This window comes from Stenotrophomonas sp. ATCM1_4 (assembly GCF_004348115.1).
GTDB classification, from domain to species: Bacteria; Pseudomonadota; Gammaproteobacteria; order Xanthomonadales; family Xanthomonadaceae; genus Stenotrophomonas; species Stenotrophomonas capsici.
This window is the reverse complement of record NZ_QPFB01000001.1, coordinates 890,380-915,691: the sequence shown is the minus strand read 5'-3', so window position 1 is coordinate 915,691 and position 25,312 is coordinate 890,380. Positions and strand designations below refer to the sequence as shown.

At 68.2% G+C, this 25,312-nt stretch carries 27 protein-coding genes; 19 read left to right on the top strand and 8 right to left on the bottom strand.

Features of this window, described 5'->3' with window-relative positions:
- Positions 1-7: 7 nt before the first annotated feature.
- From ATCM_RS04440 to ATCM_RS04425, 4 genes are all read right to left on the bottom strand, one after another.
- A complete protein-coding gene (locus ATCM_RS04440; RefSeq protein ID WP_132863044.1) occupies positions 8-2,968 on the bottom strand; it encodes a TonB-dependent receptor in 2,961 nt (986 codons plus the stop codon).
- A gap of 53 nt (positions 2,969-3,021) precedes the next feature.
- Complete coding sequence (locus tag ATCM_RS04435) at positions 3,022-4,062, bottom strand: LacI family DNA-binding transcriptional regulator (protein ID WP_132863043.1); 1,041 nt, start codon at positions 4,060-4,062, stop codon at positions 3,022-3,024.
- A gap of 127 nt (positions 4,063-4,189) precedes the next feature.
- A complete protein-coding gene (locus ATCM_RS04430) occupies positions 4,190-4,465 on the bottom strand; it encodes a BolA family protein (protein WP_132863042.1) in 276 nt (91 codons plus the stop codon).
- Complete coding sequence (locus ATCM_RS04425) at positions 4,462-4,761, bottom strand: YciI family protein (RefSeq protein ID WP_132863041.1); 300 nt, start codon at positions 4,759-4,761, stop codon at positions 4,462-4,464. The genes ATCM_RS04430 and ATCM_RS04425 overlap by 4 nt, the downstream gene beginning before the upstream one ends.
- Positions 4,762-5,110: 349 nt before the next feature.
- On the opposite strand from ATCM_RS04425, the gene ATCM_RS04420 reads away from it, so the two are divergent.
- From ATCM_RS04420 to ATCM_RS04400, 5 genes are all read left to right on the top strand, one after another.
- Positions 5,111-6,010 carry a ScpA family protein gene (locus ATCM_RS04420; RefSeq protein WP_132863040.1) on the top strand — a complete coding sequence of 300 codons (900 nt, stop codon included), beginning with the start codon at positions 5,111-5,113 and terminating at the stop codon, positions 6,008-6,010.
- Positions 6,011-6,026: 16 nt separating this feature from the next.
- Positions 6,027-6,878: an SMC-Scp complex subunit ScpB gene (scpB, locus tag ATCM_RS04415; RefSeq protein WP_132863039.1), complete on the top strand. Its 852-nt coding sequence runs from the start codon at positions 6,027-6,029 to the stop codon at positions 6,876-6,878.
- On the top strand, positions 6,871-8,493 hold the full coding sequence (locus ATCM_RS04410) for a pseudouridine synthase (protein WP_132863038.1): 1,623 nt from the start codon (positions 6,871-6,873) through the stop codon (positions 8,491-8,493). Before scpB ends, ATCM_RS04410 begins: the two co-directional genes overlap by 8 nt.
- A gap of 160 nt (positions 8,494-8,653) precedes the next feature.
- On the top strand, positions 8,654-8,995 hold the full coding sequence (locus ATCM_RS04405) for a type II toxin-antitoxin system prevent-host-death family antitoxin (RefSeq protein ID WP_132863037.1): 342 nt from the start codon (positions 8,654-8,656) through the stop codon (positions 8,993-8,995).
- 3 nt (positions 8,996-8,998) lie between these two features.
- Positions 8,999-9,634, top strand: a complete 636-nt coding sequence (locus ATCM_RS04400; protein WP_132863036.1) for a hypothetical protein — start codon at positions 8,999-9,001, stop codon at positions 9,632-9,634.
- 43 nt (positions 9,635-9,677) lie between these two features.
- On the opposite strand, the gene ATCM_RS04395 is transcribed toward ATCM_RS04400, so the two are convergent.
- The 4 genes from ATCM_RS04395 to ATCM_RS04380 all read right to left on the bottom strand — a co-directional run bounded on the left by ATCM_RS04395 (position 9,678) and on the right by ATCM_RS04380 (position 12,495).
- Positions 9,678-10,112, bottom strand: a complete 435-nt coding sequence (locus ATCM_RS04395) for a hypothetical protein (protein ID WP_132863035.1) — start codon at positions 10,110-10,112, stop codon at positions 9,678-9,680.
- A gap of 91 nt (positions 10,113-10,203) precedes the next feature.
- Positions 10,204-11,019, bottom strand: coding sequence for an amidohydrolase (locus tag ATCM_RS04390; RefSeq protein ID WP_132863034.1), 816 nt, complete (start codon positions 11,017-11,019; stop codon positions 10,204-10,206).
- A gap of 5 nt (positions 11,020-11,024) precedes the next feature.
- Positions 11,025-11,336, bottom strand: coding sequence for a hypothetical protein (locus ATCM_RS04385; protein WP_132863033.1), 312 nt, complete (start codon positions 11,334-11,336; stop codon positions 11,025-11,027).
- A 10-nt stretch (positions 11,337-11,346) separates the two neighbouring features.
- Positions 11,347-12,495 (bottom strand): pyridoxal phosphate-dependent aminotransferase, encoded by a 1,149-nt coding sequence (locus ATCM_RS04380; protein WP_132863032.1) that lies wholly within the window; start codon positions 12,493-12,495, stop codon positions 11,347-11,349.
- A 164-nt stretch (positions 12,496-12,659) separates the two neighbouring features.
- Here ATCM_RS04380 and ccmA point away from each other — a divergent pair, with 164 nt between their 5' ends.
- From ccmA to ATCM_RS04310, 14 genes are all read left to right on the top strand, one after another.
- The gene (gene ccmA / locus ATCM_RS04375; RefSeq protein ID WP_132863031.1) at positions 12,660-13,319 is read left to right on the top strand and encodes a heme ABC exporter ATP-binding protein CcmA; all 660 of its coding nucleotides are present in this window, start codon (positions 12,660-12,662) and stop codon (positions 13,317-13,319) included.
- A complete protein-coding gene (ccmB, locus tag ATCM_RS04370; protein WP_132863030.1) occupies positions 13,316-14,011 on the top strand; it encodes a heme exporter protein CcmB in 696 nt (231 codons plus the stop codon). Before ccmA ends, ccmB begins: the two co-directional genes overlap by 4 nt.
- A gap of 51 nt (positions 14,012-14,062) precedes the next feature.
- Positions 14,063-14,743 (top strand): TetR/AcrR family transcriptional regulator, encoded by a 681-nt coding sequence (locus tag ATCM_RS04365; protein WP_132863029.1) that lies wholly within the window; start codon positions 14,063-14,065, stop codon positions 14,741-14,743.
- Positions 14,744-14,872: 129 nt separating this feature from the next.
- Positions 14,873-15,916 carry a DmsE family decaheme c-type cytochrome gene (locus ATCM_RS04360; protein ID WP_243693952.1) on the top strand — a complete coding sequence of 348 codons (1,044 nt, stop codon included), beginning with the start codon at positions 14,873-14,875 and terminating at the stop codon, positions 15,914-15,916.
- Between the two features lie 12 nt (positions 15,917-15,928).
- Complete coding sequence (locus ATCM_RS04355) at positions 15,929-18,457, top strand: MtrB/PioB family outer membrane beta-barrel protein (RefSeq protein ID WP_132863028.1); 2,529 nt, start codon at positions 15,929-15,931, stop codon at positions 18,455-18,457.
- Positions 18,454-19,224 (top strand): cytochrome c4, encoded by a 771-nt coding sequence (locus ATCM_RS04350; RefSeq protein ID WP_132863027.1) that lies wholly within the window; start codon positions 18,454-18,456, stop codon positions 19,222-19,224. The genes ATCM_RS04355 and ATCM_RS04350 overlap by 4 nt, the downstream gene beginning before the upstream one ends.
- Positions 19,225-19,278: 54 nt before the next feature.
- Positions 19,279-19,731: an azurin gene (azu, locus tag ATCM_RS04345; protein ID WP_132863026.1), complete on the top strand. Its 453-nt coding sequence runs from the start codon at positions 19,279-19,281 to the stop codon at positions 19,729-19,731.
- Between the two features lie 143 nt (positions 19,732-19,874).
- Positions 19,875-20,627, top strand: coding sequence for a heme ABC transporter permease CcmC (ccmC, locus tag ATCM_RS04340; RefSeq protein WP_132863025.1), 753 nt, complete (start codon positions 19,875-19,877; stop codon positions 20,625-20,627).
- Positions 20,624-20,797 (top strand): heme exporter protein CcmD, encoded by a 174-nt coding sequence (locus tag ATCM_RS04335; protein ID WP_132863024.1) that lies wholly within the window; start codon positions 20,624-20,626, stop codon positions 20,795-20,797. The genes ccmC and ATCM_RS04335 overlap by 4 nt, the downstream gene beginning before the upstream one ends.
- Positions 20,794-21,261: a cytochrome c maturation protein CcmE gene (ccmE, locus tag ATCM_RS04330; protein WP_132863023.1), complete on the top strand. Its 468-nt coding sequence runs from the start codon at positions 20,794-20,796 to the stop codon at positions 21,259-21,261. The genes ATCM_RS04335 and ccmE overlap by 4 nt, the downstream gene beginning before the upstream one ends.
- Positions 21,262-23,196: a heme lyase CcmF/NrfE family subunit gene (locus ATCM_RS04325; protein ID WP_132863022.1), complete on the top strand. Its 1,935-nt coding sequence runs from the start codon at positions 21,262-21,264 to the stop codon at positions 23,194-23,196. It begins immediately after the preceding gene.
- The gene (locus ATCM_RS04320) at positions 23,193-23,819 is read left to right on the top strand and encodes a DsbE family thiol:disulfide interchange protein (protein ID WP_132863021.1); all 627 of its coding nucleotides are present in this window, start codon (positions 23,193-23,195) and stop codon (positions 23,817-23,819) included. The genes ATCM_RS04325 and ATCM_RS04320 overlap by 4 nt, the downstream gene beginning before the upstream one ends.
- A complete protein-coding gene (locus ATCM_RS04315) occupies positions 23,816-24,274 on the top strand; it encodes a cytochrome c-type biogenesis protein (protein ID WP_132863020.1) in 459 nt (152 codons plus the stop codon). Before ATCM_RS04320 ends, ATCM_RS04315 begins: the two co-directional genes overlap by 4 nt.
- Positions 24,268-25,293, top strand: coding sequence for a tetratricopeptide repeat protein (locus ATCM_RS04310; protein WP_132863019.1), 1,026 nt, complete (start codon positions 24,268-24,270; stop codon positions 25,291-25,293). The genes ATCM_RS04315 and ATCM_RS04310 overlap by 7 nt, the downstream gene beginning before the upstream one ends.
- The last annotated feature ends 19 nt before the right edge of the window (positions 25,294-25,312 follow it).

The following is a 25,312-nucleotide window of genomic DNA, read 5'->3' as shown; positions in this document are numbered from 1 at the left end:
ATGCGACTTACCAGTCCAGGCCGAAGGACAGCTTGAAGGTCCGGGTCTGGTACTGGTCCCAGCTGTTGATCACGCCGGTATCCCAGTTGATGCCGTAACCGCCCCAGTTGGTCCAGTTGAAGGCGTTGAGCAGGTCGGCGCGCATCTTCAGCTTCAGGTCGGTGCCGGTGTCCCAGGTCTTGGTCAGCGACAGGTCGAACTGCTTGAAGCCCAGCGTGCCGTCCGGCTCCCAGCTGTGCGGACGCTCGTAGCCACCGTAGGCGGCCGTGCTGTCGATGTCCCAGCGCTTGATCTTGCTGGCCAGGGTCAGCTTGCCGGACACGCTCATGCCCCACGGCAGGTCGGTGAAGCCGCTGATCACCAGGCGATGGCGCGGCGTCCAGGCACCGTCGTACCAGCCACCCTGGGTGAAGTACCAGCCATAGACCGGGTCCTTCTCGTGGATGTTCTGCTTGGCATCGGTCAGCGTGTAGGCCACGTTGACGTTCCACGGGCTCTCGGACGTGTACGGCTTGTCCAGGCTCAGCAGCAGGGCGGTGCTCTTGGACTCGAAGCCGTTGGTGGCCACGATCAGGCTGCCCATGCCCGGCAGGCCGGGCGCGGACCACGGGCTGCCGTTCGGCGCGAACACGCCACCGTCGGGGTAGCGGTTGCCGCGCATGATCAGCAGGCCGTCCTTGTAGCGGGTGTGCTGCACGGTGGCCGAGCTGTTCCAGTCCAACCCGCCCAGGTTGAAGCTGTCGCGGATGCCCAGGCTGATCTGGTCGGAGTACGGCGTCTTCAGGTCGTTGTCGAACATCCACACTTCGCGACCGGCGTCGGTGGAATTGACCAGCGACATCAGGTAATCGCGATCCAGCAGCTGCGGGCTCCAGTCCAGGCAGTCCGAGGCACTCAGGTCGCAGGCGTGGCCGGGCGAGTTGATCTTGAAGCGCCGGGTCGGGAAGGTCGCCTTGCTGCGCTCCAGCTGCAGGTAGTCGAACAGGTTGCGGTCGTAGGAACGGCCGATGCCGCCGAAGATCACGTGGCGTTCGTCGCCGGTCAGGTCATAGGAGAAGCCCAGGCGCGGCTGGATCGCATCCTTGAACGGCTTGCGGTTGTTGCCGGTGCTGATGTAGCGGTTGACGTCGATGCCGCCCAGCGCCAGCGACTGCGCGTAGGTCTGGCCCGGTGCGTTGGGGTCCGCACTCGCCAGCGCCGCCAGCACGTCGCCGCTGGTCACGTAGTCCAGGTAGGACGGGGTCTTCTCGTAGTCCCAGCGCAGGCCCAGGTTCAGGGTCAGCCGCTCGGTGACATCCCAGTCATCCTGGATGTACAGGCCGAACTGCTTGTTCTTGGAGGTCACCGAGCCACCGTCGGTGCCCATCGCGGCACTGCCGAAGCGCACGAAGTACGGCACCGCGCCACCTTGGTGGATGTCGTAGTAGAACTGCGGGTTGTAGGGCTGCTGCTCGATGGTGTCCAGGTCGACCTGCTTGTACTTCACGCCGAACTTGACGGTGTGGCCTTCCCAGCCGAAGAACGTGGTGTCGTTCTGGAACGACCAGCCCTTTTGGCCCTTGTCCTGCAGGCCACCTTCGCCGCCGCCGATGCGGTAGATCTGCTTGCCGTCATCGCCGGAGCCATCGGTCAGCACCATGCCGTTGGCCATGTTGACCGGCGCCTTGGTCCAGAACGCCTTCTCGTAGGTCAGGTGGGCGTCGTTGAGCCAGTTGGCGTTGGAGAACTGCCAACGCAGGTCGTAGCGGTCCTCGTTGACGCCGGTATCGGTGCCGTAGCTGCGCGCGCTCTGCCCGCCGACGTTGCCGATTTCGCTCTCCTCGCGGCGCTTGTAGGTCAGCTCGACGAGGTTCTCCTCGTTGATCGACCAGTCCAGCTTGCCGAAGTACAGGTCTTCCTTGAACGGCGTCGAGGTTGCACCGAGCTGGTCGCGCCAGGCCTGTGGCAGGTCACCGGCAATACGCCCCTCACCCGGGCTCAGGTCCTGCGGCGCGTTGTACTCCTTGGCCTCGTAGGTCACGAAGAAGTGCGCCTTGTCCTTGACGATCGGGCCACCGAAGGCAGCGCCGTACTGCTTCTCGCCCGAGCGGGTCTTGCCGGCGTCCTTCTCGCTCTCGCGCGGCTCGCGCCAATCCTGGTTGGTGTAGTCCCAGAAGAACGAGCCCTTGAACTCATTGGTGCCCGACTTGGTCACCGCCGTCACCGCCGCCGAGCTGATCTGGTCGTACTCGGCCTTGTAGTTGGAGGTGATGACCTTGTACTCGCCGATCGCCAGCTGCGGGAACGGGTTGCCGCGGCTGGCGTCCTGCCCGGTGATGCCACCCTGGGTGACGTAGTTCTTCTGGCCGATGCCGTCGATGTACACATTGACGTTGTTGGCGTTCTGCACGCCACCGCGCAGCTTGGTCGAGCCATTGGCCGGGTTCTGTTCGAACGCCATGCCCGGCACGGTGTCGGCGAAGGCCAGGAAGTTGCGGGTGCCCTGCGGCAGCGCCTCGATCTGGCGCGGCGTGATGTAGGTGGCGATCTCCGAGGTCTTGGTTTCGATCGGCGCCTGCGCGACCACCTGCACCGCGTCCAGCGTGGTCGCTGCGCCGCCGGCCGTGGTTTCACCGACGCCGCCGACGCCCAGGTTCACCGTGGCGGTCTGGCCGACCTGCACGGTGATGTTCTGCGTGCTGGTCTTGCCGCCGGCATTGACCTCCACGCGGTAGGTGCCTGGCGGCAGGCCGGCCAGCGAGTAGCTGCCGCTCGCCGTGCTCTGCACGCTGCGGCTCAGGCCGGTGGCGATGTTGGTGGCCGTGACCTGCGCCTGTGCAGCCGGGCTGGAATCAGCCATCACCTGGCCACGGATGGTGGCCGCGGTGCTCTGGGCGAAGGCCGGGGCAGCGCCGAGCAACAGGCAACTGGCCAGCGCGCAGCTCAGCAGCTTGCGTGTGGGGGTGGACTTCCGAGCAATCCTGTACATGTTTTACCTCTCCCAAGGTAGCGGCATGACCCGCGGTAAGTGTTATGAGTGGCTCAACCCCGGTCTCTTGCCGGGTCAAGTGGCGCCGTGCGTGCCGTGGAGTCGCGCACGACAAGGCTTGGAACCAACATCAGGCCGGGCGTCTGTTGCGACCCCGGTTCCCGAATCCGCTGCAGCAGGTGGGACATCGCCTGCTCTCCAAGCCCGGCGATGCTCACCTGCATCGTCGTCAAGGACGGGTGAACAAAGCGCGCCAGGGGAATGTCGTCATAGCCGGCAAGCGCCACCTGGCCGGGCACGCACACGCCGGCCTGCTGGAAGGCATACAGGCAGCCCAGCGCCATCATGTCGTTGGCGGCGAACACCGCTTCAGGCAGGCGCGGCCGCGCCAGCAGGGCGCGGCCGGCCTCATAACCGGAGGCTTCGTCGAAGGCCCCGGGCAGCTCGATGGATTCAATCGCCTGGGGGGCGGCCGCCAGCGCATCGCGGAACCCGCGCAGGCGTTCGCGCGCATCGTGGTTGCGCTCGGGGCCGCCGATGAAGGCGATGCTGCGGTAGCCCTGCGCCAGCAGGTGCCCGGTCATGGCCAGCGCGCCGGCATGGTCGTCGATGCTGAAGACCGGATGGCTGCCGTCGGTGATCGGGGTATTGATCAGCACCGTCGGGATGTCCGCCGGCAGCTGGTCCAGCAGTGCCGAGGCATCCCCCGCATACGGCGACAGCACCAGCAGGCCATCCACGCGGCCACGCATGGCCTGCAGCACCGAACCCTGCTGCTGCGGCTCACCGTGGAAACTGGACACCAGCAGGTGCCGGCGATGCGCGCTGGCAACGCCGTCGATGCCACGCATCAGCTCGGAGAAGAATTCGCCGTACAGGTCCGGCAGTACCACGCCGACGGTCTGGGTGCTGCGGCTGCTCAGGCTGCGGGCGGCGGCATGCGGGGTGTAGCGCAGGCGACGGGCCACTTCGAGCACCAGCTGGCGGACCGGCTCGGCGACGTTGTCATGGCCATTGAGCGCACGCGACACCGTGGCGACGGAGACGTTCGCCTCTCGGGCAACATCCTTGATGGTGATTGCCGACTTCGCCACCGTCACGCCCTCCGCACCGGGGTTGCGCGGAATGTAAACGTTTTCACTGACGTTTGTAAACCTTTTGTAATGCCGCCCGGAATGAACCGGGACATCGGCTGTCCCGGCCAGGTACCGATCGCGACGTTCAGCCGCCCGCGGCCTCGGCCGGCGTCAGCGCCTTGATCGACAGCGCATGGATATCGGTCTGCATCATCTCGCCCACGGCCGCGTAGACCGCGCGGTGACGCGCCAACGGGCCCTTGCCGGCGAAGGCGGCACTGACCACGGTCACGTTGAAATGGCCCCGCCCGTCCCGGGCGCCGGCGTGGCCGGCGTGGCGATGGCTGTCATCCTCCACCTCCAGCAGGTCCGGGTGGAAGGCGGCCTGCAGGGCCGAGCGGATCTGCTCGACCCGGTTCATGGCAGCACCTTGCGGAACGGGCGGACGTCTACCCGGGTATACACGCCTGCCGCCACGTACGGGTCGGCGTCGGCCCAGGCCCGCGCCGCGGCCTGGTCCTCGAAACTGGCGATCACCACGCTGCCGCTGAAGCCGGCCGGGCCGGGGTCCTCGGCGTCAATGGCAGGACAAGGACCGGCCAAAAGCAGTCTCCCCTGGTCAAGCAAGGCCTTGAGCCGCTCCAGATGGGCACCGCGTGCCGCCATCCGCTGGGCCAGCACCTGCTCGCCGTCATACCCTTCGATTACGTACCACACCGGGCCATCACTCCTTGTCCGCTGAATGGATCGACCACAAGTCTAGCGCCAGAACGCTGGACATCGGCCGGTCCCGGCGATTACTCTTTGGTCCATTGCACGCAGACGGCCTGTAGCGGCTCGGTGCAGCGGAAGGCTCCCGGCCCCGCTCGTTGACCGAAGCACATCACTCCCGGACCGCGTAGACGACCTCCTCGTAATGACGTTGCCGCACCTTCTGCGGCGCGCCTTGTTGTTGATGTGTGGAATCGCGCCAGGCAAGCGCGCATGGCTCGCAATACCAGGGCAGGAACCTAGCCGGGCGCGAACCCGGCATGCGTACGGCTCGCTATACCCCGATGTCGACCTGATGACTTCCGAACTCGCGCACGACGCGAACCCGCCAGCGCCGCCTCACGCTCCGCAGCAGCAGGAAATGCCGCTGGCGATGGTGCATGGCCAGCCGGTATTGCAGATCCCGCAGGACCTGTACATCCCGCCGGACGCGCTGGAAGTCATCCTGGACGCCTTCGAAGGCCCGCTCGACCTGCTGCTGTACCTGATCCGCCGCCAGAACCTGGACATCCTGGACATCCCGGTGGCCGAGATCACCCGGCAATACGTTGATTACATCAACGTGATGCAGGAACTGCGCTTCGAGCTGGCCGCCGAGTACCTGGTGATGGCCGCGATCCTGGCCGAGGTGAAATCGCGCATGCTGCTGCCGCGACCGCCCAGCGTGGAAGGCGAGGAAGCCGACCCGCGCGCGGAGCTGGTCCGCCGCCTGCAGGAGTACGAGCGCTTCAAGCAGGCCGCCGAGGACATCGATGCCCTGCCCCGCCAGGACCGCGACACCAGCCTGGCCCATGCCTTCGTGCCGGAGCGCGCCGCCGTCAAGCTGCCGCCGCCGGTGGAGCTGAAGGAAATGCTGCTGGCGCTGCACGAGGTCCTCAAGCGCGCCGAGCTGTTCAGCGGCCACGCCATCAAGCGCGAGGCACTGAGCGTACGCCAGCGCATGGGCGACATGCTCGCGCGCCTGGAGGATGGCCGGTTCTACCGTTTCGAAACGCTGTTCACCGCCGAGGAAGGCAAGCTCGGCGTACTGGTCACCTTCCTGGCGATGCTGGAACTGGCCAAGGAGCAGTTGCTGGACATCGTGCAGGAAGCACCGCTCGCCCCGATCTACGTCAAGTCCCTGGCCGCCGGCAACACCAACGCACCGCTGGCGTTCTCCAGCGAGTTCGATGACGCCGACAACGACCCCGCCTGAGCCTACAAGCCAACGCATGGATCAACCGCTGATCAACCGTATCGTCGAAGGTGCGCTGCTGGCCTCCAGCCAGCCGCTGACCCTGGCACAGTTGCAGGGCCTGTTTCCGGAGGACGAGCCGGCCCCGCCGGGCAGCGTCGAGCGCGCGCTGGAACTGCTGCGCGAAGGCTGCGCCGGCCGTGGCGTCGAACTGGTCGAGGTGGCCTCCGGCTTCCGCTTCCAGATCACCAACGAGGTGCACGGCTGGGTGTCCCGGCTATGGACCGAGCGCAAGACCCGCTACACCCGCGCCACCCTGGAAACCCTGGCGCTGATCGCCTACCGCCAGCCCATCACCCGCGGCGAGATCGAGCAGGTGCGTGGCGTGGCGGTCAGCAGCAACATCATCCAGGCGCTGGAAGAACGCGAATGGATCCGCGTGGTCGGCCACCGTGATGTCCCGGGCAAGCCAGCCCTGTTCGGCACCACCAAGGGCTTCCTGGACTACTTCGGGCTCAAGCGCCTGGACGAACTGCCGCCGCTGTCCGAACTGCGTGACATCGGCGAGCTGGAACCGCAACTCCCGCTGGATGGCGACGGCCAGCCAGCGGCACCGCTGACCGCAGGCGCCGCCACCCCGGATGGCGCCGAGGCCGGCGAACGCAACACCCCTGATACCGCTGCGGCGCAGGCATCCCCGGATGCCGGCGCCACGGCAGGCACCACCGCCCTCACGGGCGAACCCGACGCCGCGCCGGGAGAGCGCGCGGCGGAAGTGGAACAAACCGAAGACAACGCCGTCGCGACGACGACCGTGGCTGTTGACGTAGCCGATTCCGACCCAGAGGCCGACGCGGAAAACGCCGGCCGGAGCAAAACTGATGAGTGACACCCCTCGCAAGCTGTCGTTGAATAAGCTCTCGCTCAAGCGCGAAGCCAGCACCGAACAGCCCAAGCTCGAAGAGCGCCTGCACAAGGTCCTGGCCCAGGCCGGGCTGGGCTCGCGCCGTGCGCTGGAACAGCGCATCGCCGATGGCCTGGTCAAGGTCAACGGTGAAACCGCCCAGACCGGCATGTCGGTCAAGAGCGGCGACAAGATCGACCTGGACGGCCGCAGCTTCGTGGCCAGCGCGCTGACCGACCCGTCGCGCGTACTGGTCTACAACAAGCCCGAAGGCGAAGTGACCACCCGCGAAGACCCCGAAGGCCGCCCGACCGTGTTCGAGTCGCTGCCGCCGCTCAAGGGCGCGCGCTGGATCGCCATCGGCCGCCTGGACATCAACACCACCGGCCTGCTGCTGCTCACCACCGACGGCGAGCTGGCCAACGCCATGATGCATCCCTCCTTCGAGGTCGAGCGCGAGTACGTGGTGCGCGTGCGCGCCCCGGAAGGCGAGGAGAAGGTGCCCGACAACATCGTCGACCGCCTCGCCCGCGGCGTGGCGCTGGAAGACGGCCCGGCCAAGTTCGACGAGATCGAACGCATCGGCGGCACCGATTCGCACGACTGGTTCCGCGTGGTCGTCAAGGAAGGCCGCAACCGCGAAGTGCGCCGCCTGTGGGAATCGCAGGGCTGCCAGGTCAGCCGCCTCAAGCGCACCCGCTACGGCAAGATCGAACTGCCGCGCGAACTGCTGCGCGGCCAGTCGGTGGAACTGCCCAGCCCGCAGGTTGAAGCCCTGCGCAGCCAGTTGAAGCTGGAGGAAGGCACCCCGTCGGCGCTGACGCTGCAGCCGGTGATCGGCCAGCGCAAGGCCGCCAAGACCACCGTACGCGTCGCGCGCGACGGCGGCCGCGGCAATGCCTACGTCAACGGCCACAACACCGCCGACGAAGGCCGCGAACTGCGCCGCTTCGACACCCTGCGCGAAGACCGCGGCCGTGGCCGTGGTGGCAAGGGCGGCGGCTTCAAGGGCGGCCTGACCGTCAGCGGCGAAGCGGCGGCCAAGCAGTCGCAGAAGCCGTTCAAGCAGCGCAAGGCCCCCAAGGGCGACCGCGGCCTGCCGGAAGGCAACCCGGCCGCGTTCCGCACCTGGTACGTGCCCGATGGCGTGAGCACCGGCCCGACCGGCCACCGCAATGCCGGTCCCGGTGGCAACCGGGGTCCGGGCCGCGGTAGCGCGGATGGCCAGGCCCGGCCGTACGGCAACAAGCCGCGTCCGGGCGCTGGTGGCGCCGGCCGTGGTGCCGCCGGTGGCCAGGGCCGCCCGCAGGGCGGTGGTGCCGGCCAGGGCGCCGGCCAAGGCCAGCGCAAGCACCCCTATGGCCACCCGGGCAACGCCCCGAGCTTCCCGTCCGACCACGCCAACCCGGGCTTCAACCCGTATGGCGCACGTCCGGCCGGCAACCGCCCTGCCGGCGGCCCGCGCCCGGGGGGCAACCGCCCCGGCGGCGCAGGCCGTCCGGCCGGCGGCCCGCGTCCGGGTGGCAATCGCCCCGGCGGCGCCGGTCGCCCGGGTGGCGGCCGTCCCGGTGGCGGTGGCCGCGGCCCGCGTGGCGGCTGATTCCGCAAGGAGTCTCCCCCTGGCATGACCCGAACGCCCGGCCCCGCGCCGGGCGTTCTGCGTTCAGCCGCCCCTCGCCCGCCTGAACGCCGGCGCCGGAAAAGTACCCAAAATGGTAATTTTGGGATATTTTCCCCTTACTCCCCTGCTGGATGCCGCCATGGACCTCTCCCTGAATCTGCTGGATCTGGAAAAGACGCCCGCCAGCGACGTCAAGGCCAAGGGTTGGCCGGACCTGATGCGCAAGGTGCTCCGCAGCGGTGCGGTGGTGATCACCAACCACAATCATCCGCAGGCGGTGGTGGTCTCCGCCGAGGAGTACCAGCGTCTGGTGGATCAGGCCAACGGCCATTCCGCCGGCGCCCAGCGCGCGCAGTCACTGCAGGCGCTGCAGGCCGAGTTCGATGCGCACCTGTCCTCCCTGCAGGACGGCAGCCTGGCCAGGGCGTTGGCGCGACCGGCCCGTCGTGGCCGCAGGATCCCGCTGGGCAAGTCGCTCTGACCGATGGCACGGATCCTTGTCCTGGCCGGCGTCAATGGCGCCGGCAAGAGTTCGCTGCTGGGCATGATGCTGGCCGAGGACGGCGCCACCTGGTTCAACCCCGATGCGTTCACCCGGCAACTGGTCGAACGTGGATGGCCATTGGATGAAGCCAATGCCACCGCCTGGCAGGAGGGCACCCGCCGCCTGCGCGCGGCCATGGCCGATGACGTCGACTACGCCTTCGAAACCACGCTGGGCGCGAACACCATCCCTGCCCTGCTGCGTGAAGCCAGCGCGCGGCATGAAGTCAGCATCTGGTTCTGCGGACTGGAGAGCGTCGAGCTGCACCTGCAGCGCGTGGCCGAGCGCGTGGCCAATGGTGGCCATGACATCCCCGAAGGCAAGATCCGCCAGCGCTTCGACAGCTCACGGATGAACCTGGTCGAGCTGCTCCCGCACCTGACCGCACTGCACGTCTACGACAACAGCCGCCCCGCCGACGCCGATGGCCAGGTCGAGCCGTTGCTGGTGCTGGAAGTGGAACGCGGCCAGATCCTCTGCCCCGCCACGCAGGAGGAGTTCGCGCAGGTACCCGAATGGGCCAAGCCCATCGTATGGGCAGCGTTGAAGGCGTTCCCGGTCGCCGTCGACGAATGATCTCGATGCCCGGCCACAGGGCCGGGCATCGTGGTTCCAGGATTCAGCGGCGCTCGATCACAAACTTGCCGAAACCGATACCAAGGCTCCAGCCACGACCGGTACCGGCCAGCGCCAGCGAGATGTCCCCCTTGGTCATCACCTGCGCATCGCTGGCACGCGACGCACTGGCATGCACTTCGGCCGCTGCGTAGGTGCCAAGCAGGTCATTCAATGCATAGGCGCCGGTGAACCTGCCGCGCCCGTCGGTGATGGTGGTGCGTCCCACGGTCAGGCCGCCGCCCTTGGCGGAGATCTTCACCGGGATGCTGGCACCGTTGTCGCAGGTGATGGTGCCGGTGCCCTGCGACGTCTTGTAGAACGCCGACCACCCCGTGAGGTTGTAGTGCAGCTCGCAATCGATGTTGCCGGCGGCCTGCGCGGCCGGGGCCAGCCCGACGGCGGCCAACAGCAACAGCGCAGCGGTCATCTTCTTCATGGTTGCTCCTTCGGTTGCGTGAACCCGGGCCGAGCCTAGCAGCCGGCCCGAGGCGTGCGCATGGTGGCCGCGATCGTGGCCGTGCGTGCGTTCAGCGAGCCACGACCGGCCCGGCCAGGGTGAAGTCGTCCGCGTCCAGCATCGCCGGGAAGCGTTCGCGATGGGCCGCCAGTGCCTGCGCCGAGATCGTCGTGGTCACCACCTGCTCGCGCTCGCGGATTTCCAGCTGCGGCTGGCCGAGGAAGTCGATCACCGCGCTGTCACCCGAATAGTGCAGGCCATTGCCGTCCATGCCGACGCGGTTGACCACGGCCACGTAGCACAGGTTCTCGATCGCCCGCGCGCGCGCCAGCGTCTGCCACGCATAGGCGCGTGCCGAGGGCCAGTTGGCGACGAAGATCTGCAGGTCGAAGTCCATCTGCCCGGCGCGCTCCACGTCGTAGCGGTTGCGGCAGAACACCGGGAAGCGCAGGTCGTAGCAGATCTGCGGATTGATCCGCCATCCCTTCAATTCGACGCTCAGGCGTTCGTTGCCCGCCGCATAGCGCTTGTGCTCGCCGGCGTAGCGAAACAGGTGGCGCTTGTCGTAGTACTGCAGCTGGCCATCGGGCGTGGCCCACAGCAGGCGGTTGTAGACGGCGCCACCCTCACGCAGCTGCACGCTGCCGGTGACCGCCGCGCCCAGCGCGCGCGCCTGCTCCACGATCCACGCCACCGTCGGCCCGTCCATGCCCTCGGCCTTGTCGATGGCGTCGTTGGAGAAGCCGCTGGTGAAGGTTTCCGGCAGGATCACCAGGTCGGTGCTGCCGGCCAACGGCGCCAGCAACGCGGCGTAGTGCGCGCGGTTGCCGGCCGGGTCGTGCCAGCGGGTGTCGCCCTGCACGAGCGAGATACGGAGGTCCTGCATGATCGTCATTGTCCTGTAAGCGAAGAAGCGAGAATCGCGCCAAGCGCCATGCCGGCGCCCAGCAGCGGCACCAGCCACTGCAGCCGGGCGACCCATCGATTGCGCGGCTGGCGCCGCTCCTGGGCATCGAGCAGCGCCAGGTAGGTCCGGGTGTAGCGGTTGAAGCTGCCGCGCACGGCCAACCAGCCGTCATCCACCGCCACACCGCGCGCGCGCAGCCCGTCCTGCACGACCGAGAAGAACAGCCAGCCGCGCAGGGCCACGGCGGCCAGGAAGCCGCCGAACAGCACGCAGAACAGCCACTGGCCCACACCCACGCCGGCCGCCTCAGAGCGCCTGCAGGCGCGCGATGGCCGCGTCCAGGGTGGCGTCGTTCTTGGCGAAGCACAGCCGCACCAGGCGCTGACCGGCCGGCGGGGTTTCGTAGAACGGCGACAGCGGGATCGCGGTGACGCCCTTCTCGATGGTCAGCCACTTCACGAACTCATGGTCCGGCAGGTCACTGATGGCCGAGTAATCGACCAGCTGGAAGTAGCCTCCCGGCACCGGCAGCGGCTTCAGGCGCGTGGTCAGCAACTGCGCGCGGAAGCGGTCGCGCTTGGCCTGGTAGAACGCGCCCAGCTCCTGGTGGTGCTCGGGCTCGTCGCGGATCATCGCGGCAAAGCCGTACTGCGCCGGGCTGTAGGTGGTGAAGGTGTTGTACTGGTGCACCTTGCGGAACTCGGCGGTCAACGCCGGCGGTGCGATCGCATAGCCGATCTTCCAGCCGGTGCAGTGGTAGGTCTTGCCGAAGCTGGAAATGACGAAGGCGCGTTCGCGCAGCTCCGGGTAGCGCAGCGCCGATTCGTGGCGGGCGCCGTCATAGATGATGTGCTCGTAGACCTCGTCGGAGACCAGGTAGATGTCGGTGCCGCGCAGCACTTCGATCAACGCCTGCATGTCCTGCGCCGACAGCATCGCGCCGGACGGGTTGTGCGGGGTGTTGACCATCAGCATGCGGGTTCTGGGCGTGATCGCCGCGCGCACCTTGTCCCAGTCCACCGCGAAGGTCTGCGGATCCAGCGCGACGTGCACGGCCCGCGCGCCGGCCAGGTCGATGGCCGGCTCGTAGCAGTCGTAGGCCGGGTCGAGCACGATCACTTCCTCGCCGGCCCGCACCACCGCATGGATGGCATTGAAGATGGCCTCGGTGCCGCCGGAGGTGACGGTGATCTCGCTGTCCGGGTCGACCTGCGCGCCATAGCAGTCCAGTGCCTTCTGCGCGATGGCCTGGCGCAGCGGCGCCACGCCGGTCATCGGCGCGTACTGGTTGAACCCCTCGCGCATGGCCTTGGCGGTCTCGTCGATCAGGCGCTGCGGTGCCGGGAAATCGGGAAAGCCCTGGCCCAGGTTGACGGCGCCGTGCTCTGCGGCCATCTGCGACATCACGGTGAAGATGGTGGTGCCCACCTTGGGCAGCTTGGTCTGCGGTTGCATCAGTACGTACACACCAGGGGGAAAACCGCGAGTTTACGCAATGCCGATGGCAACGGTGCCGTTCCGGCCATGACCCAACCGCATGAGGGGCCGGGTCTATAATGCCCGGCCCCGATGCGCCAGCCTGCCTGCGCTCCCACCCAAGGACGGAAGCGCCCGATCCAATGACCGACTCGCCGAACACACCGCCACTGCTCGCCGCACGTGGCCTGCGTTTCACCCGCAATGACGACCCGGTGTTCGGCCCCCTGGATCTGCACGTGGATGCCGGCGAAGCCCTGCTCGTGCAGGGCAGCAACGGCGCCGGCAAGACCACCCTGCTGCGGGTGCTGGCGGGCCTGCTGCACCCGGACGCCGGCCAGATCGACATCGATGGCCGCCCGGCCAAGGCCCAGGACCGCTCGCGCTACATCGCCTACCTGAGCCACCTCACCGCGCTCAAGCAGGACCTGGGCACGCTGGAGAACCTGCATTTCCTGTGCGGGCTGCAGGGCCGCCGCGCTCGTCAGATGCCCGGCAACGCGCTGGCCATTGTCGGCCTGGCCGGTTACGAGGACACCCTGGTACGCCAGCTTTCCGCCGGCCAGAAGAAGCGGCTGGCACTGGCCCGCATCTGGCTGTCGCCGGCACCGCTGTGGCTGCTCGACGAGCCCTACGCCAACCTCGACCTGGATGGCATCAACCTGGTCAACCGCATGATTTCCGCCCACCTGCGCAGCGGCGGCGCCGCCCTGGTCACCACCCACGGCGCCTACGCCGCCCCGCCGGTGCGCAACCGCACCCTGGTGCTGGGCCGCGCGCCCGGGACCGAGGACGCCGCATGAGCCTGCCCGGTCCCCAGCCCACCCTGTTCACTGCCGCCCGCGCCTTGTTGGCGCGCGACCTGCGGCTGCTGTGGCGGCGCCGCGGCGATGCCGCGCAACCGGTGCTGTTCGCCCTGCTGGTGGTGGCCTTGTTCGCGCTGGCCATGGGCGGGGAGGAAAAGCAGTTGCAGGGCGTGGCCTCCGCGGTGCTGTGGCTGGCGATCCTGCTGGCCGGCCTGCTGTCGCTGGATACCCTGTTCCGCAGCGACGCCGAGGACGGCTCGCTGGAGCAATGGCTGCTTGCGCCGGTGCCGCTGGCCTGGCTGGTGGCGGTGCGGGTGTTCTCGCACTGGCTGACCACGACCTTCCCGCTGGTGCTGGTGAGCCCGCTGCTGGCCGAATTGATGCATTTGCCCGCTGCCCAATTGCCAGTGCTCGTGACCTCCCTGGCACTGGGCACCCCACTGCTGAGCCTGCTCGGTGCGGTGGTCGCGGCACTGACCGTGGGCATGCGCCGGGCCGGCATCCTGCTGGCCCTGTTGGTCCTGCCGCTGTACGTGCCGGTGCTGGTTTTCGGGGCCGGCGCGGTATCGGCCGCGGCCCAGGGACTGGACCCGGGCGGCGCGCTGCTGATGCTCGGCGCCGGGCTGGTCGTCGCCGCGTTCCTGGCCCCGCTGACCGCCGCGGCTGCGATCCGGATCGCGAACTCGTAACCGCAAACGGCGCTATCCTTTCGCTCGTTCTCACTGAATAGCAGCGATCACATGACCGACCGGCTGTCTCCAGAGTCTTCCCCCACCGCCAAACCCAGCCTGCCTCCGCGCCCTGCGGTCGAGCTGCAGCGTCGCGGTGAACTGCGGGTGGAGAAATTCCTGGATGCCGCCACCGAGGTGTTCAACGAGAAGGGCTACCAGGCCGCGCGGTTGTCGGACATCGTCAAGCGCGCCGGCGGCTCGATGGCCACCCTGTATCGTGCCTTCGGCGACAAGGTCGGGCTGGTGCATGCGCTGATGGAGCGCAGCATCGACAACTTCGGCCGCAGCCTGGACGAGTTGGCGCAATCCACGTTGCCGCCCGAGCAGGCACTGGAAGAAGCCGCTTACCTGATGGTCGAGGAGATCCTCACCCCTTCGCGGATCGCCTGCCACCGCGTGGTGATCTCCGAAGGCATGCGCCTGCCGGAACTGCGCGACTGGTTCCAGGCCCATGGCATCGAGCCCATGGAAGCGCGCCTGAGCCGCTACTTCCGGCGCGAGACCGACGCCGGCCGCTTGTACCTGGAAGACCCGGAGCGTTCGGCGCACCTGTTCTACATGATGGTCATCGGCGGGGTGATCCTGCGCTCCACCAACGGCCGCATGAGCCCGGACGACATCCCGCGCGCCAAACAGCAGGCCCGCCTGGCCGTCCGCCTGTTCGTCGCAGGCGCCCTGCCCCGAAGCTGAACCCCAGCTTGCTGCGCTGCAGCTTGACCGCAGCGAACCCCGTCACGAAATTAGGGCGTAACCGTAATTACGCTGCACTCACCAGCGTTGCCACCCACCCATCGGCAGGGGCAACACAAGGAGGGGAACGTGCGGGTCTATCTGGCATTGTTGATGCTCGTCGCGACCGCGGTGTTGGTATCGGTTGCATGGCTCGCGCCGGTCAAGGCGGACGCATCCGGGCAGGCGGTCAAGCTGCCTGAAACCCATTTCGCCTCCACCCAGTCCGGCCACGGTTTCAGTGCCCCGCCCGGTTTCGCCGACGCGGTACCCGCGCGCAACCTGGCCCACCCCGATGCCAAGGCGGTCGGCCAGCAGGTCTGCACCGCCTGCCACAGCCAGGAGAGCGGCAACTTCGCCCACACCGCGCATGCGGCCGGCATGCAGGTCGCCCTGGCCGCCAATCCGGCCACCGCCACCTGCGAGGCCTGCCATGGCCCGGGCTCTGTGCATGCCGCCAACCCCACCCGGAAGGGGGCGATCATCGCCTTCAGCCACGAGGGCGGCACACCGGTGGCCAACCAGACCGAAAGCTGCCTGGGGTGCCATGCCGGTGGCCCGCGCGACGCCTGGCTGGGCTCGATCCATCAGCGCAACGACCTGTCGTGCAGCGATTGCCACAACCCGATGCAGAAGTTCTCGGCCGAAGGGCTGACCGCCAAGCAATCGGTCAGCGAAACCTGCGCCACCTGCCACAAGGACATCCGCCAACAGTTCAACCGCCGCTCGCACATGCCGCTGCCGGAAGGCGCGATCAGCTGCGTGGACTGCCACAACCCGCACGGCACGCTCAACGCCACCCTGCTCAAGACCGACACCGTCAACGAGACCTGCTACCAGTGCCACGCCGAGAAGCGCGGCCCCTTCCTGTTCGAACACGCGCCGGTGCGCGAAAGCTGCCTGAACTGCCATCAGGTCCATGGCTCCAACCAGCATGCCCTGCTGGTCGCGCCGATCCCGATGCTGTGCCAGCAATGCCATTCGCACACCCGTCACCCCAACGACCTGCAGACCGAAATCTCGCTCGGCGGCGCGATGACGCCGGACGAGCGCCTGATGGGACGCGGCTGCATCACCTGCCACGCCCAGGTACACGGCTCCAACCACCCCTCCGGCCCACGTCTGCACAAGTAACGGGAGAAGGACATGTGCACACGGAAACGTTCGCGCACCTGCCGCTGGTCCTTGCTGTCGCTGGCGTTGCTCGGTGGCCTGGCGCAGGCCCAGGACAGTGGCGCCGGCATCGACCTGCAGTTCGGCAACTGGCTGGACCCCAGCGGCCGCATCGGCTGGGACGGCTGCGATCCGGATGGCGCCAGTTGGCTGAGCGCCGAGCCCAAGCGCACCCCGACCGGGTTCCTGTACGGCTGTGCCCCGCACATGCCCGCCGAAAAGCCGCTCGGCGACAATGGCTGGACCTACAGCGGCAACGTCGGGCTGGGCTACCTGCACGTCAGCGGTGACGAGGCCAATACCCACTGGCGACGCTTCCGCGACCCGGACGACGGCCTGATCCTGCAGGCCAACTTCAGCCTCAAGCGCGCGGCCGACGGCAGCTATGCCGACGTCCGGCTGAGCCGGCTGGAGCGCGACAACCAGTACTACCGCGCGGTGTTCGGCCAGGCCGGCCGCTACAAGGTGCAGGCCTTCGTGCGCAGCACCCCCAACGTGCTCAGTGGCAATGCGCGTTCGATCTGGGACGGTGTTGGCAGTGCCCACCTGACCTTGAAACACGGCTTGACCGCCGCCGGCAGTACGCCCGCGCAGGTGGCAGCCCTGTCGGCGGCACAGCCCTTCACCACCCTCAGCGTGGTGCGCGACAAGCAAGGCGTGAGCATCAACTACCTGCTCAACCCGCGCTGGACCGGCTATGCCAGCCTGACCCACGAGGAACGCAAGGGCACGCGGCCGTTCGGCGGCCCGTTCTTCTTCAACTACCCGTTCCCGGCCAATGGCGGCATCTACGAGATCCCACGCCCGATCGACGACAGCACGATGAACGTGACGGGAGGCTTCCGCTTCGTCGGCAACGTCTGGCGCAGCGACTTCAACTACACCGGCTCGTTCTTCCGCAATGCGCACAGCGCCTACGACTACCAGGTGCCGTATGGCCTGTACTCGGTGGCCGGCGCGTCCACCCCGGCGCTGTACTCCGGCTCCTTCGCCTACGAGCCGGAGAACGACTACCACCGCCTCGGCGTCACCGTCAGCCGCAAGCTGCCGGCATGGAACGGCGACTTCTCGCTGGCGATGGCGCTGACCACCATGCGCCAGAACGACCGGCTGCAGGCGCCCATGGACTGCCAGGGCCAGTTCGGCCAGAACCTGGCGCCGCCCTTCATCTTTGACTGCGCCAACTGGAACACCACCGACGCGCTGTCGCGCAAGCGCGCCGACCTGGCGATCAACAACCAGAAGCTGGACGCGCGCCTGGTGCTGCTGCCCAGCGACAAGCTGACCTGGCGCAGCACCGGCCGCTACCTGCGCGAGGACTATGCCGGCACCTACTGGGCCTACAACCCGCTGACCGGGCAGTACGGCTACATCGCCGAGAACGGCGCGCAGGGCAGCGTGGTCCCCGGCGAGATGGGGGTCTGGGACGCCGGCGCGAACGCCTCGGTGCTCACTCGCATCCGCAACCTGCCGCTGGACAAGGAAACCCACGAGCTCTCCAGCGGCGTGGACTACCGGCTGGACAACAGGAACACGCTCTCGGCCACCTACACCTTCACCCGCATCGAGCGCGCGCACCGCGAGGTCGCCACCACCCGCGACAGCATGATCAAGCTGGGCTGGAACAACCGCACGCTGGACTGGCTGACCCTGCGCGCCAACTACACCTACCTGGACCGCAGCGGCAGCCGGTACTACTACGACCCCTACGCGTTCACCTTCTCCTCGTCCCTGCCCGGCTTCACCGGCGAGGACGCGTTGAGCCCGCACACCGTTTCGGCCTTGCGCAAGTACGACATCGCCTCGCGCACCCAGCAGAAGCTGGACCTGATGGCCACCTTCATCCTGCCACGCGACATGACCGTCTATGCCTCGTTCCGCGGTGACCGCAACCACTACGACGCGCAGATCGGCCGCCAGCGCTTGGACACCTATGCCAGCAGCCTGCAGTGGGAGTGGCAGCCCAATCCGGCCACGACCACCAGCGCATGGATCGGGCACGACCGCTCCACGCTGGACGTGGCCAACGTCAACGACGCCACCGGCACCGATCCGTCCCTGGGCGGCGTCACCTACCCCGACGCCAACCGCTGGTGGATGAGCGACACCCAGCGCAACCACTACGCTGGGCTGAACCTCACCCGCCGCATCGGCCGCGCCACGCTCGACCTGGCCTGGAACTGGACCTACTCCAAGGGCCGCACGCGCTACCGCATGGCCTCCCCCGACGCGCTGACCGTGCCGGCCAATGCCGCCCAGGCCAGCGGCGGCTATCCGTTGATGGTCTACCGGGTCAATTCGCTGACCGCCGGCCTGTCGGTCCCGTTGAACGAACGCATGCGCCTGCGCTTCTTCGATACCTGGGAGCGCGGCAATCTCTCCGACTGGCACTACTTCGGCTTCGAGGACACGCTGGTTTATGACCACCGCGTCTATACCGATGGTGGCCCCTCCAGTTACAAGGTCAACCAGGTCGGCATGTTGTTCGAGGTGGCCCTATGAAGGCGCTCTGGCTGCTCACCGCACTGGCCGTTGCGGGCGCCCAGGCCGTGCTCATGGCCGCCCCGCAGGACGCGGGGACACCTCCACCGGCACCGGTCGCCGAACCCGGCACGCCGGTGCAGCCGCCGACCCGCTACGACCTGCGCCGCGCCCATGCGCCGGCCGGCGACGCGCAGGCCGGCAAGGCCAAGGCCGAGGTCTGCGCGGCCTGCCATGGCGCCGAAGGCATCGCCATCGCACCGATGTTCCCCAACCTGGCCGGACAGCGCGCCGACTACCTGTACTGGAGCCTGCACGCCTACAAGAGCGGACGCATGCCCGAGTCACCGATGACCGCGATGGCGGCATCGCTGGAGGAACAGGACATCCGCGACCTGTCGGCCTACTACGCGCACCTGCCCGTGCCGCCCCCGCCTGCCGACGCGCCGCTGCTCGAGATCGACCCGGCCTTGGCCGCATCCGGACAGGCCATCTACATGAACGGCGAGCCGGCCAAGGGCATCCCACCCTGCCAGGGCTGTCACGGCAGCGATGCACGCGGCAATCCGTTGGCCGACCAGCGCGACCGCAGCGGCCGCGCCCCGTATGCGGCCTATCCGCGCCTGCGCGGACAGCAGAACGACTATCTGCAGGCCCGCCTGCAGCAGTTCCATGACGACGCCATCGATGCCTCGACCAACAGCCGGGTCATGCATGGCATCGGGCGCCAGCTGGATGCCGACAGCATCAAGGCGGTTTCCACCTGGCTGTCATCGCTCAAGGAGTAACACCTGCCCCACGCGCCGGGTTCCGGCGCTCCACCCCTGTTCGAGGAGTTGCAGATGAAGTCCCGTATTTTCCTTGCCCTGCTGGCCGTGGGCGGCGCGTTCTCCGCCCACGCCGCCGACACCTGTTCCGTGAACCTGGAGGGCAACGATGCGATGAAGTACAACCTCGCCAACATCGACGTGCCCAGGAGCTGTGCCAACTTCACCATCAACCTCAGCCACACCGGCAAGATGGCCAGGAACATCATGGGCCACAACGTGGTGGTGGCCAAAACCTCGGACATGGCAGGCATCGACACCGACGGCATGCGCGCCGGCCTGGCCGCCGATTACCTCAAGGCCGGCGACAGCCGCATCATCGGCCACAGCAAGGTGGTCGGCGGGGGGGAGTCCACCACGGTATCGATCCCGGTCGCACGCCTGGTCGCCGCCGGTGCGCCGCTGTCGTTCTTCTGCAGCTTCCCCGGCCACTCGGCGATGATGAAGGGCACGGTCACCCTCAGGTGAGGGGCCGGGCCTCGGCCAGATCGCCCGAATTCGGGTATCTTGCGCTGGCATGACTTCAGCAACGGCATCGTGATCGCTACGGTGCCCAGCCGGCCGGGCGCCGCAGCGTGACCCGGCCATCGTCTTCCTCAGCGAGCGCGCGGATGTTCAAGGGTTTGATCGGTTGGTTCCACAAGCTGGGTTCCCCGGCGTACTTCGATACCTTTGCCGCCCGCTGGTCGCCGTGGTGCTACATCGCTTCGCTGCCGTTGTTCGCCTGGGGCCTGTGGCAGGCGCTGGCGGTGGTCCCGGCCGACTACCAGCAGGGCGACAGCTTCCGCATCCTCTACATTCACGTGCCGTCGGCCTGGATGAGCCTGTTCGTGTTCGGCCTGATGGCCTTCTATAGCGCCATCGCGCTGATCTGGCGCATGAAGCTGTGCGAGATCCTGGCCATGGCCTGCGCGCCCATCGGCGCCGCCTTCACCCTGATCACCCTGCTCACCGGCAGCATCTGGGGCAAGCCGATGTGGGGCACCTGGTGGGACTGGGACCCGCGCCTGACCACCGAGCTGATCCTGTTGTTCCTGTACCTGGGCGTGATGGGCCTGTATGGCGCCATCGATGACCGCCGCGCCGCCGCACGCGCCGCCGGCCTGCTGTCCATCGTCGGGGTGGTGCTGCTGCCGGTGATCCGTTACTCGGTGGTGTGGTGGAACTCGCTGCACCAGGGCCAGACCATCCGCGTGTTCGGCGAATCGAGCATGGACGGCAGCATGATCCTGCCGCTGTGGCTGATGGTGCTGGCCACCAAGTTCTGGTTCGCCGGTTCGCTGCTGTCGCGGGCACGCGCCGACAACCTGCGCCGCGAGGCCGGCAAGGCGTGGCTGCGCGAGCGCGTGGAGAAATCGGCATGACCTATTTCAAGTACGTGGCCATGGCCTACGCGGTGTTCTTCATCGTGCTGGCATGGGACTTCATCGTGCCGCGGCTGCAGATCCGCCGGCAGCTGCGCCAGGCGCGCAGCCGGGTCGCGCGCGCGCGCCAGGCCACGCAGGTACCGGTGGACGAGGAATTGAGCCGATGACGCCCACCCAACGCCGTCGCCTGCTGCTGGTGGTGCTGGTGCTGGCCGTTGCCGGCGTCGCCGTCGCGCTGGTCACCGCCGCCCTGCAGCGCAACATCGCCTACCTGTACACGCCGGCCGAAGTGCAATCCGGCCAGGTTCCGGCCGATGCCCGCTTCCGGCTCGGCGGCATGGTCGCCAAGGGCTCGTTCAAGCGCGAACCCGGCGCGTTGCTGGCCCGCTTCGAGGTCACCGACGGCGATGCGGTCCTGCCGGTCACCTACGACCGCATCCTGCCGGACCTGTTCCGCGAAGGGCAGGCGGTGGTCGCCACCGGGCGCATGGCCAACGGCGTGTTCGTCGCCGAGGACGTGCTGGCCAAGCACGACGAGACCTACATGCCCAAGGAGCTGGCCGACAAGATGGGCCAGGCCCACACCAAGCACCAGGTCCCCGCCACCCCGCCTGCCACGGGAACGCCCTGAGTGCTTGCCGAGATTGGACAGGTCCTGCTGATCCTCGCCCTGCTGGCGGCATTGCTGCAGAGCGTGCTGCCACTGATCGGCGCGCAGCGCCAGGCGCCGGCCTTGATCGCCACCGCCCGCCCGGCCGCGATGCTGCAGCTGACCATGCTGCTGGGTGCGTTCGTGGTGCTGACCATCGCCTTCGTGCGCCAGGACTTCTCGCTGCGCTACGTGGCGGAGAACTCCAACTCGCTGCTGCCGATGATCTACCGCTATTCGGCGGTGTGGGGCGCGCACGAAGGCTCGCTGCTGCTGTGGGCGCTGGTGCTGGCACTGTGGACGGCGGCCGTGGCCGAGTTCTCGCGCAAGCTGCCGGCCGACGTGGTAGCACGCGTGCTGGCGGTGATGGGCATCATCAGCGTGGGCTTCATCGCCTTCCTGCTGTTCACCTCCAACCCGTTCGCGCGGCTGCTGCCGGCCCCGGCCGAAGGCCACGATCTCAACCCGCTGCTGCAGGACCCGGGCCTGATCATCCACCCGCCGATGCTCTACCTGGGCTATGTCGGCTTCGTGGTGCCGTTCGCCTTCGCCATCGCCGCCCTGCTCGACGGCCGCATCGACGTGCGCTGGCTGCGCTGGACCCGGCCATGGACCAACGTGGCCTGGGCCTTCCTGACCATCGGCATCGCGCTGGGCAGCTGGTGGGCGTACTACGAACTGGGCTGGGGCGGCTGGTGGTTCTGGGACCCGGTCGAGAACGCCAGCTTCATGCCATGGCTGGTCGGCGCGGCGCTGATCCATTCCCAGGCCGCCACCGAGAAGCGCGGCGTGTTCATCGGCTGGACCCTGCTGCTGGCCATCGCCGCTTTCGCGTTGTCGCTGCTGGGCACGTTCCTGGTCCGCTCCGGCGTGCTGACCAGCGTGCATTCGTTTGCCGCCGACCCGGCACGCGGCCTGTTCATCCTGGTGTTCCTGGCGCTGGTGGTCGGCGGCTCGCTGCTGTTGTACGCGCTGCGCGCGCCCACCGTCGGCGGCAGCAGCCGCGATCCCAGCCGCGCCTTCGCGCTGAACTCGCGCGAGGGCCTGCTGCTGGCCAACAACCTGCTGCTCGCCTGCGCCTGCGCGATGGTGCTGCTGGGCACGCTGTACCCGCTGCTGGCCGACGCGCTGGACCTGGGCAAGGTTTCGGTCGGCCCGCCCTACTTCGGCACCCTGTTCCTGCTGCTGATGGCACCGCTGGTACTGCTGGTGCCGGTCGGGCCGCTGACCCGCTGGCAACGTGAGCAGGGCCTGCGCCCGCTGGCGCTGCTGGCACCGTGGGCCGGGCTGGCGCTGCTGCTGGGCGTGATCGGCTGGTACATGGCACCGCAGGGCAAGCTCAAGACCGCCGCTGGGCTCGCCGCCGCCGCCTGGGTGGGCCTGGGCACGCTGTACTACCTGTGGACGCGCCTGCGCAACAGCGGACGCCTCAATGCAGAGACACTGGGCATGCTGGTCGCCCACCTGGGCATCGCCGTGTTCCTGGTCGGCGCGCTGCTGGTGGAAGCGCTGAACGTGCAGCACGAGGTCGCCCTGGCCCCCGGGCAATCGGTCCAGGCCGGCCGCTACCAGCTGGTGTTCGAAGGCGTGGATGCCACCGACGGCCCCAACTACCACTCCGACCGTGGTCACCTGAAAGTGCTGCGCGATGACCGCCAGGTCGCCCTGTTGCACCCGGAAAAGCGCATGTATGCCAGCGGCGGCCAGGCCATGACCGAAGCCGGCATCCATCCGGCGCTGGGTGGCGATGTGTACGTCGCACTGGGAGAATCACTGGGTAATGGCGCCTGGGCCGTCCGGGTGCAGATCAAACCCTTTGTCCGCTGGATCTGGTTGGGCGCGGCGCTGATGGCGCTGGGCGGTTTCATCACCGCCGTCGACCGTCGGTTCCGCAGGCTCCCGGAGAAGTCCCGATGAACACCCCCGCCCCCGAATCCAACAAGCCGCACCGCCTGCCGCCCGTCGCCATCGCACTGGGCGCGCTGTTCTTCCTCGGCCTGCTCGGCCTGATGCTGTACGGCGTCAGCCGCTCCGGTGCACCGGACCGCGACAGCCTGCCTTCGGCGCTGATCGGCAAGCCCGCGCCGGCGTTCTCGCTGCCGGTCCTGCACGACCCCAACGTGCATGTCACCGACGAACAGCTGCGCGGCGCACCGTACATCCTCAACGTATGGGGCAGCTGGTGCCCGACCTGCCGCGACGAGCACCCGATCCTGACCCGCTTCGCCGAGACCAAGCGCGTGCGCATGATCGGCTACAACTGGAAGGACAACCGCGACGACGCCCTGCGCTGGCTCGAACAGCTGGGCAACCCGTACATGGTCGTGCTGGCCGATGAGGAAGGCCGCACCGCGCTGGACTGGGGCATCGCCGCCGCACCGGAAACCTTCCTGGTCGATGGCAGCGGCATCGTGCGCTGGAAGTACAGCGGTGCGATCAGCCAGGACGTGCTGGACCAGCAACTGATACCGGCGCTGGAAAAGGTCGAGGCCGAAAGCGGCGGCCGCCATGTCGCGCCGGACTTCGGGGTCAGCCGATGAAGGCAGTGGCCGGCCTGCTGGTGTGGCTGTGCCTGGCCATCGCCGCCCAGGCGCAACCGGCCGGCGACCCGACGCCGCTGCAATACCGCGACCGCGTCGAGGAAACCCGTTTCCACGCCCTCACCGCCGAACTGCGCTGCGTGCAGTGCCAGAACCAGTCGTTGGCCGACTCCAACGCGCAGATCGCCCATGACCTGCGCCGCGAGGTGCTCACCCTGATGCAACAGGGCCGCAGCGACGCGGAGATCAAGCAGTTCCTGGTCGATCGCTATGGCCCGTTCGTGCTGTACCGCCCGCAGCTGGAAGGCAGCACCCTGCTGCTGTGGTTCGGCCCGGGCCTGTTGCTGCTGGCCGGGGCGGTGGTGCTGGTGCTGTATGTGCGCCGTCGCGCGCGTGCCGTCCCTCTCGCGCCGGACGCCGGCCGCGACACCAGCCAGGATGATCGCCAATGGTGAGCACCACGTTCCTGATCGGCGCCGGGCTGCTGGCGGCCATCGCCACCGGCATCGTGCTGTGGCCGCTGTGGCGGGATGGCAAGCGGCGGATCTGGGGCACGCTGGTCGCCGCCGCCATCGTCGCCACCCTGGGCCTGTACCAATGGCTCGGCACGCCGGCCGCCCTGCAGCTGCCCGATGGCCAGAGCACCGACGCCCCGCGCACCCTGGAGGAAGGCATCACCCAGCTGCAGGCAGCGCTGGAGAAAAACCCCGCACGCGCCGACGGCTGGCTCCTGCTGGCGCGCTCGCAACTGGAGCTGGGCCGCACCACCGAGGCCGCGGCGGCCTACGAACGCGCGGTGCAGCTGGCACCGGACGAAGCCCCCTTGCTGGTCGAGGCCGCACAGGCGCGGGCACGGGCCAACCCACAGTCCCTGTTCGACGACACCGCCGTGCAATGGCTGCAGCATGCGCGGCAAGTGGCACCGGACAACGAACGCGCGATCTGGCTGACCGGCATCGTGCAGCGCCAGCGCGGCCAGGACGAAGCCGCCGCGGCCACCTGGGAGAGCCTGCTCAGCCGCCTGGAGCCGGCCGCCGCCACCGCGCTGCAGGAGCAGATCGACATCGCCCGCGGCAAGACACCGCCCCCTGCGCAGGCATCGGCCACCCCGACCGCCGGCACCTCGCCGTCACCGGGCCTCAGCGTCACCGTCACCCTTGCCCCGGCACTGGCCGCACGCGCCGCGGCAGGCCAGGACACGGTATTCGTCATCGCGCGCGTGCCCGGCGGCCCGCCGATGCCGGTCGCCGTGCAGCGCCATCCGGTCCAGGCCAGCCCGTTGACCGTCACCCTCAGTGACGCGGATAGCCCCATGCCTACCCAGAAGCTGTCCGAACTCACGCGGGTGGAGGTTTTCGCGCGCCTGTCGGCCAGCGGCACCGCCATGCGCCAGGAAGGCGACGTGGAATCGGCGCCGATCACGCTCGATCTGCCTACCGACAAGGTCGTGCAGATCACGCTCGGCCAACCCTGAGCGCAACATATTCAAATAG

What these genes read in the sequence shown, in the direction of transcription:
- ATCM_RS04440 (WP_132863044.1), bottom strand. Translation starts at nt 2,968, where the DNA reads ATGTACAGGATTGCTCGGAAGTCCACCCCCACACGCAAGCTGCTGAGC.
- ATCM_RS04430 (WP_132863042.1), bottom strand. Translation starts at nt 4,465, where the DNA reads ATGAACCGGGTCGAGCAGATCCGCTCGGCCCTGCAGGCCGCCTTCCAC.
- ATCM_RS04420 (WP_132863040.1), top strand. Translation starts at nt 5,111, where the DNA reads ATGACTTCCGAACTCGCGCACGACGCGAACCCGCCAGCGCCGCCTCAC.
- scpB (WP_132863039.1), top strand. Translation starts at nt 6,027, where the DNA reads ATGGATCAACCGCTGATCAACCGTATCGTCGAAGGTGCGCTGCTGGCC.
- ATCM_RS04410 (WP_132863038.1), top strand. Translation starts at nt 6,871, where the DNA reads ATGAGTGACACCCCTCGCAAGCTGTCGTTGAATAAGCTCTCGCTCAAG.
- ATCM_RS04405 (WP_132863037.1), top strand. Translation starts at nt 8,654, where the DNA reads ATGGACCTCTCCCTGAATCTGCTGGATCTGGAAAAGACGCCCGCCAGC.
- ATCM_RS04400 (WP_132863036.1), top strand. Translation starts at nt 8,999, where the DNA reads ATGGCACGGATCCTTGTCCTGGCCGGCGTCAATGGCGCCGGCAAGAGT.
- ATCM_RS04395 (WP_132863035.1), bottom strand. Translation starts at nt 10,112, where the DNA reads ATGAAGAAGATGACCGCTGCGCTGTTGCTGTTGGCCGCCGTCGGGCTG.
- ATCM_RS04390 (WP_132863034.1), bottom strand. Translation starts at nt 11,019, where the DNA reads ATGCAGGACCTCCGTATCTCGCTCGTGCAGGGCGACACCCGCTGGCAC.
- ATCM_RS04380 (WP_132863032.1), bottom strand. Translation starts at nt 12,495, where the DNA reads ATGCAACCGCAGACCAAGCTGCCCAAGGTGGGCACCACCATCTTCACC.
- ccmA (WP_132863031.1), top strand. Translation starts at nt 12,660, where the DNA reads ATGACCGACTCGCCGAACACACCGCCACTGCTCGCCGCACGTGGCCTG.
- ccmB (WP_132863030.1), top strand. Translation starts at nt 13,316, where the DNA reads ATGAGCCTGCCCGGTCCCCAGCCCACCCTGTTCACTGCCGCCCGCGCC.
- ATCM_RS04365 (WP_132863029.1), top strand. Translation starts at nt 14,063, where the DNA reads ATGACCGACCGGCTGTCTCCAGAGTCTTCCCCCACCGCCAAACCCAGC.
- ATCM_RS04355 (WP_132863028.1), top strand. Translation starts at nt 15,929, where the DNA reads ATGTGCACACGGAAACGTTCGCGCACCTGCCGCTGGTCCTTGCTGTCG.
- ATCM_RS04350 (WP_132863027.1), top strand. Translation starts at nt 18,454, where the DNA reads ATGAAGGCGCTCTGGCTGCTCACCGCACTGGCCGTTGCGGGCGCCCAG.
- azu (WP_132863026.1), top strand. Translation starts at nt 19,279, where the DNA reads ATGAAGTCCCGTATTTTCCTTGCCCTGCTGGCCGTGGGCGGCGCGTTC.
- ccmC (WP_132863025.1), top strand. Translation starts at nt 19,875, where the DNA reads ATGTTCAAGGGTTTGATCGGTTGGTTCCACAAGCTGGGTTCCCCGGCG.
- ATCM_RS04335 (WP_132863024.1), top strand. Translation starts at nt 20,624, where the DNA reads ATGACCTATTTCAAGTACGTGGCCATGGCCTACGCGGTGTTCTTCATC.
- ccmE (WP_132863023.1), top strand. Translation starts at nt 20,794, where the DNA reads ATGACGCCCACCCAACGCCGTCGCCTGCTGCTGGTGGTGCTGGTGCTG.
- ATCM_RS04320 (WP_132863021.1), top strand. Translation starts at nt 23,193, where the DNA reads ATGAACACCCCCGCCCCCGAATCCAACAAGCCGCACCGCCTGCCGCCC.
- ATCM_RS04315 (WP_132863020.1), top strand. Translation starts at nt 23,816, where the DNA reads ATGAAGGCAGTGGCCGGCCTGCTGGTGTGGCTGTGCCTGGCCATCGCC.
- ATCM_RS04310 (WP_132863019.1), top strand. Translation starts at nt 24,268, where the DNA reads ATGGTGAGCACCACGTTCCTGATCGGCGCCGGGCTGCTGGCGGCCATC.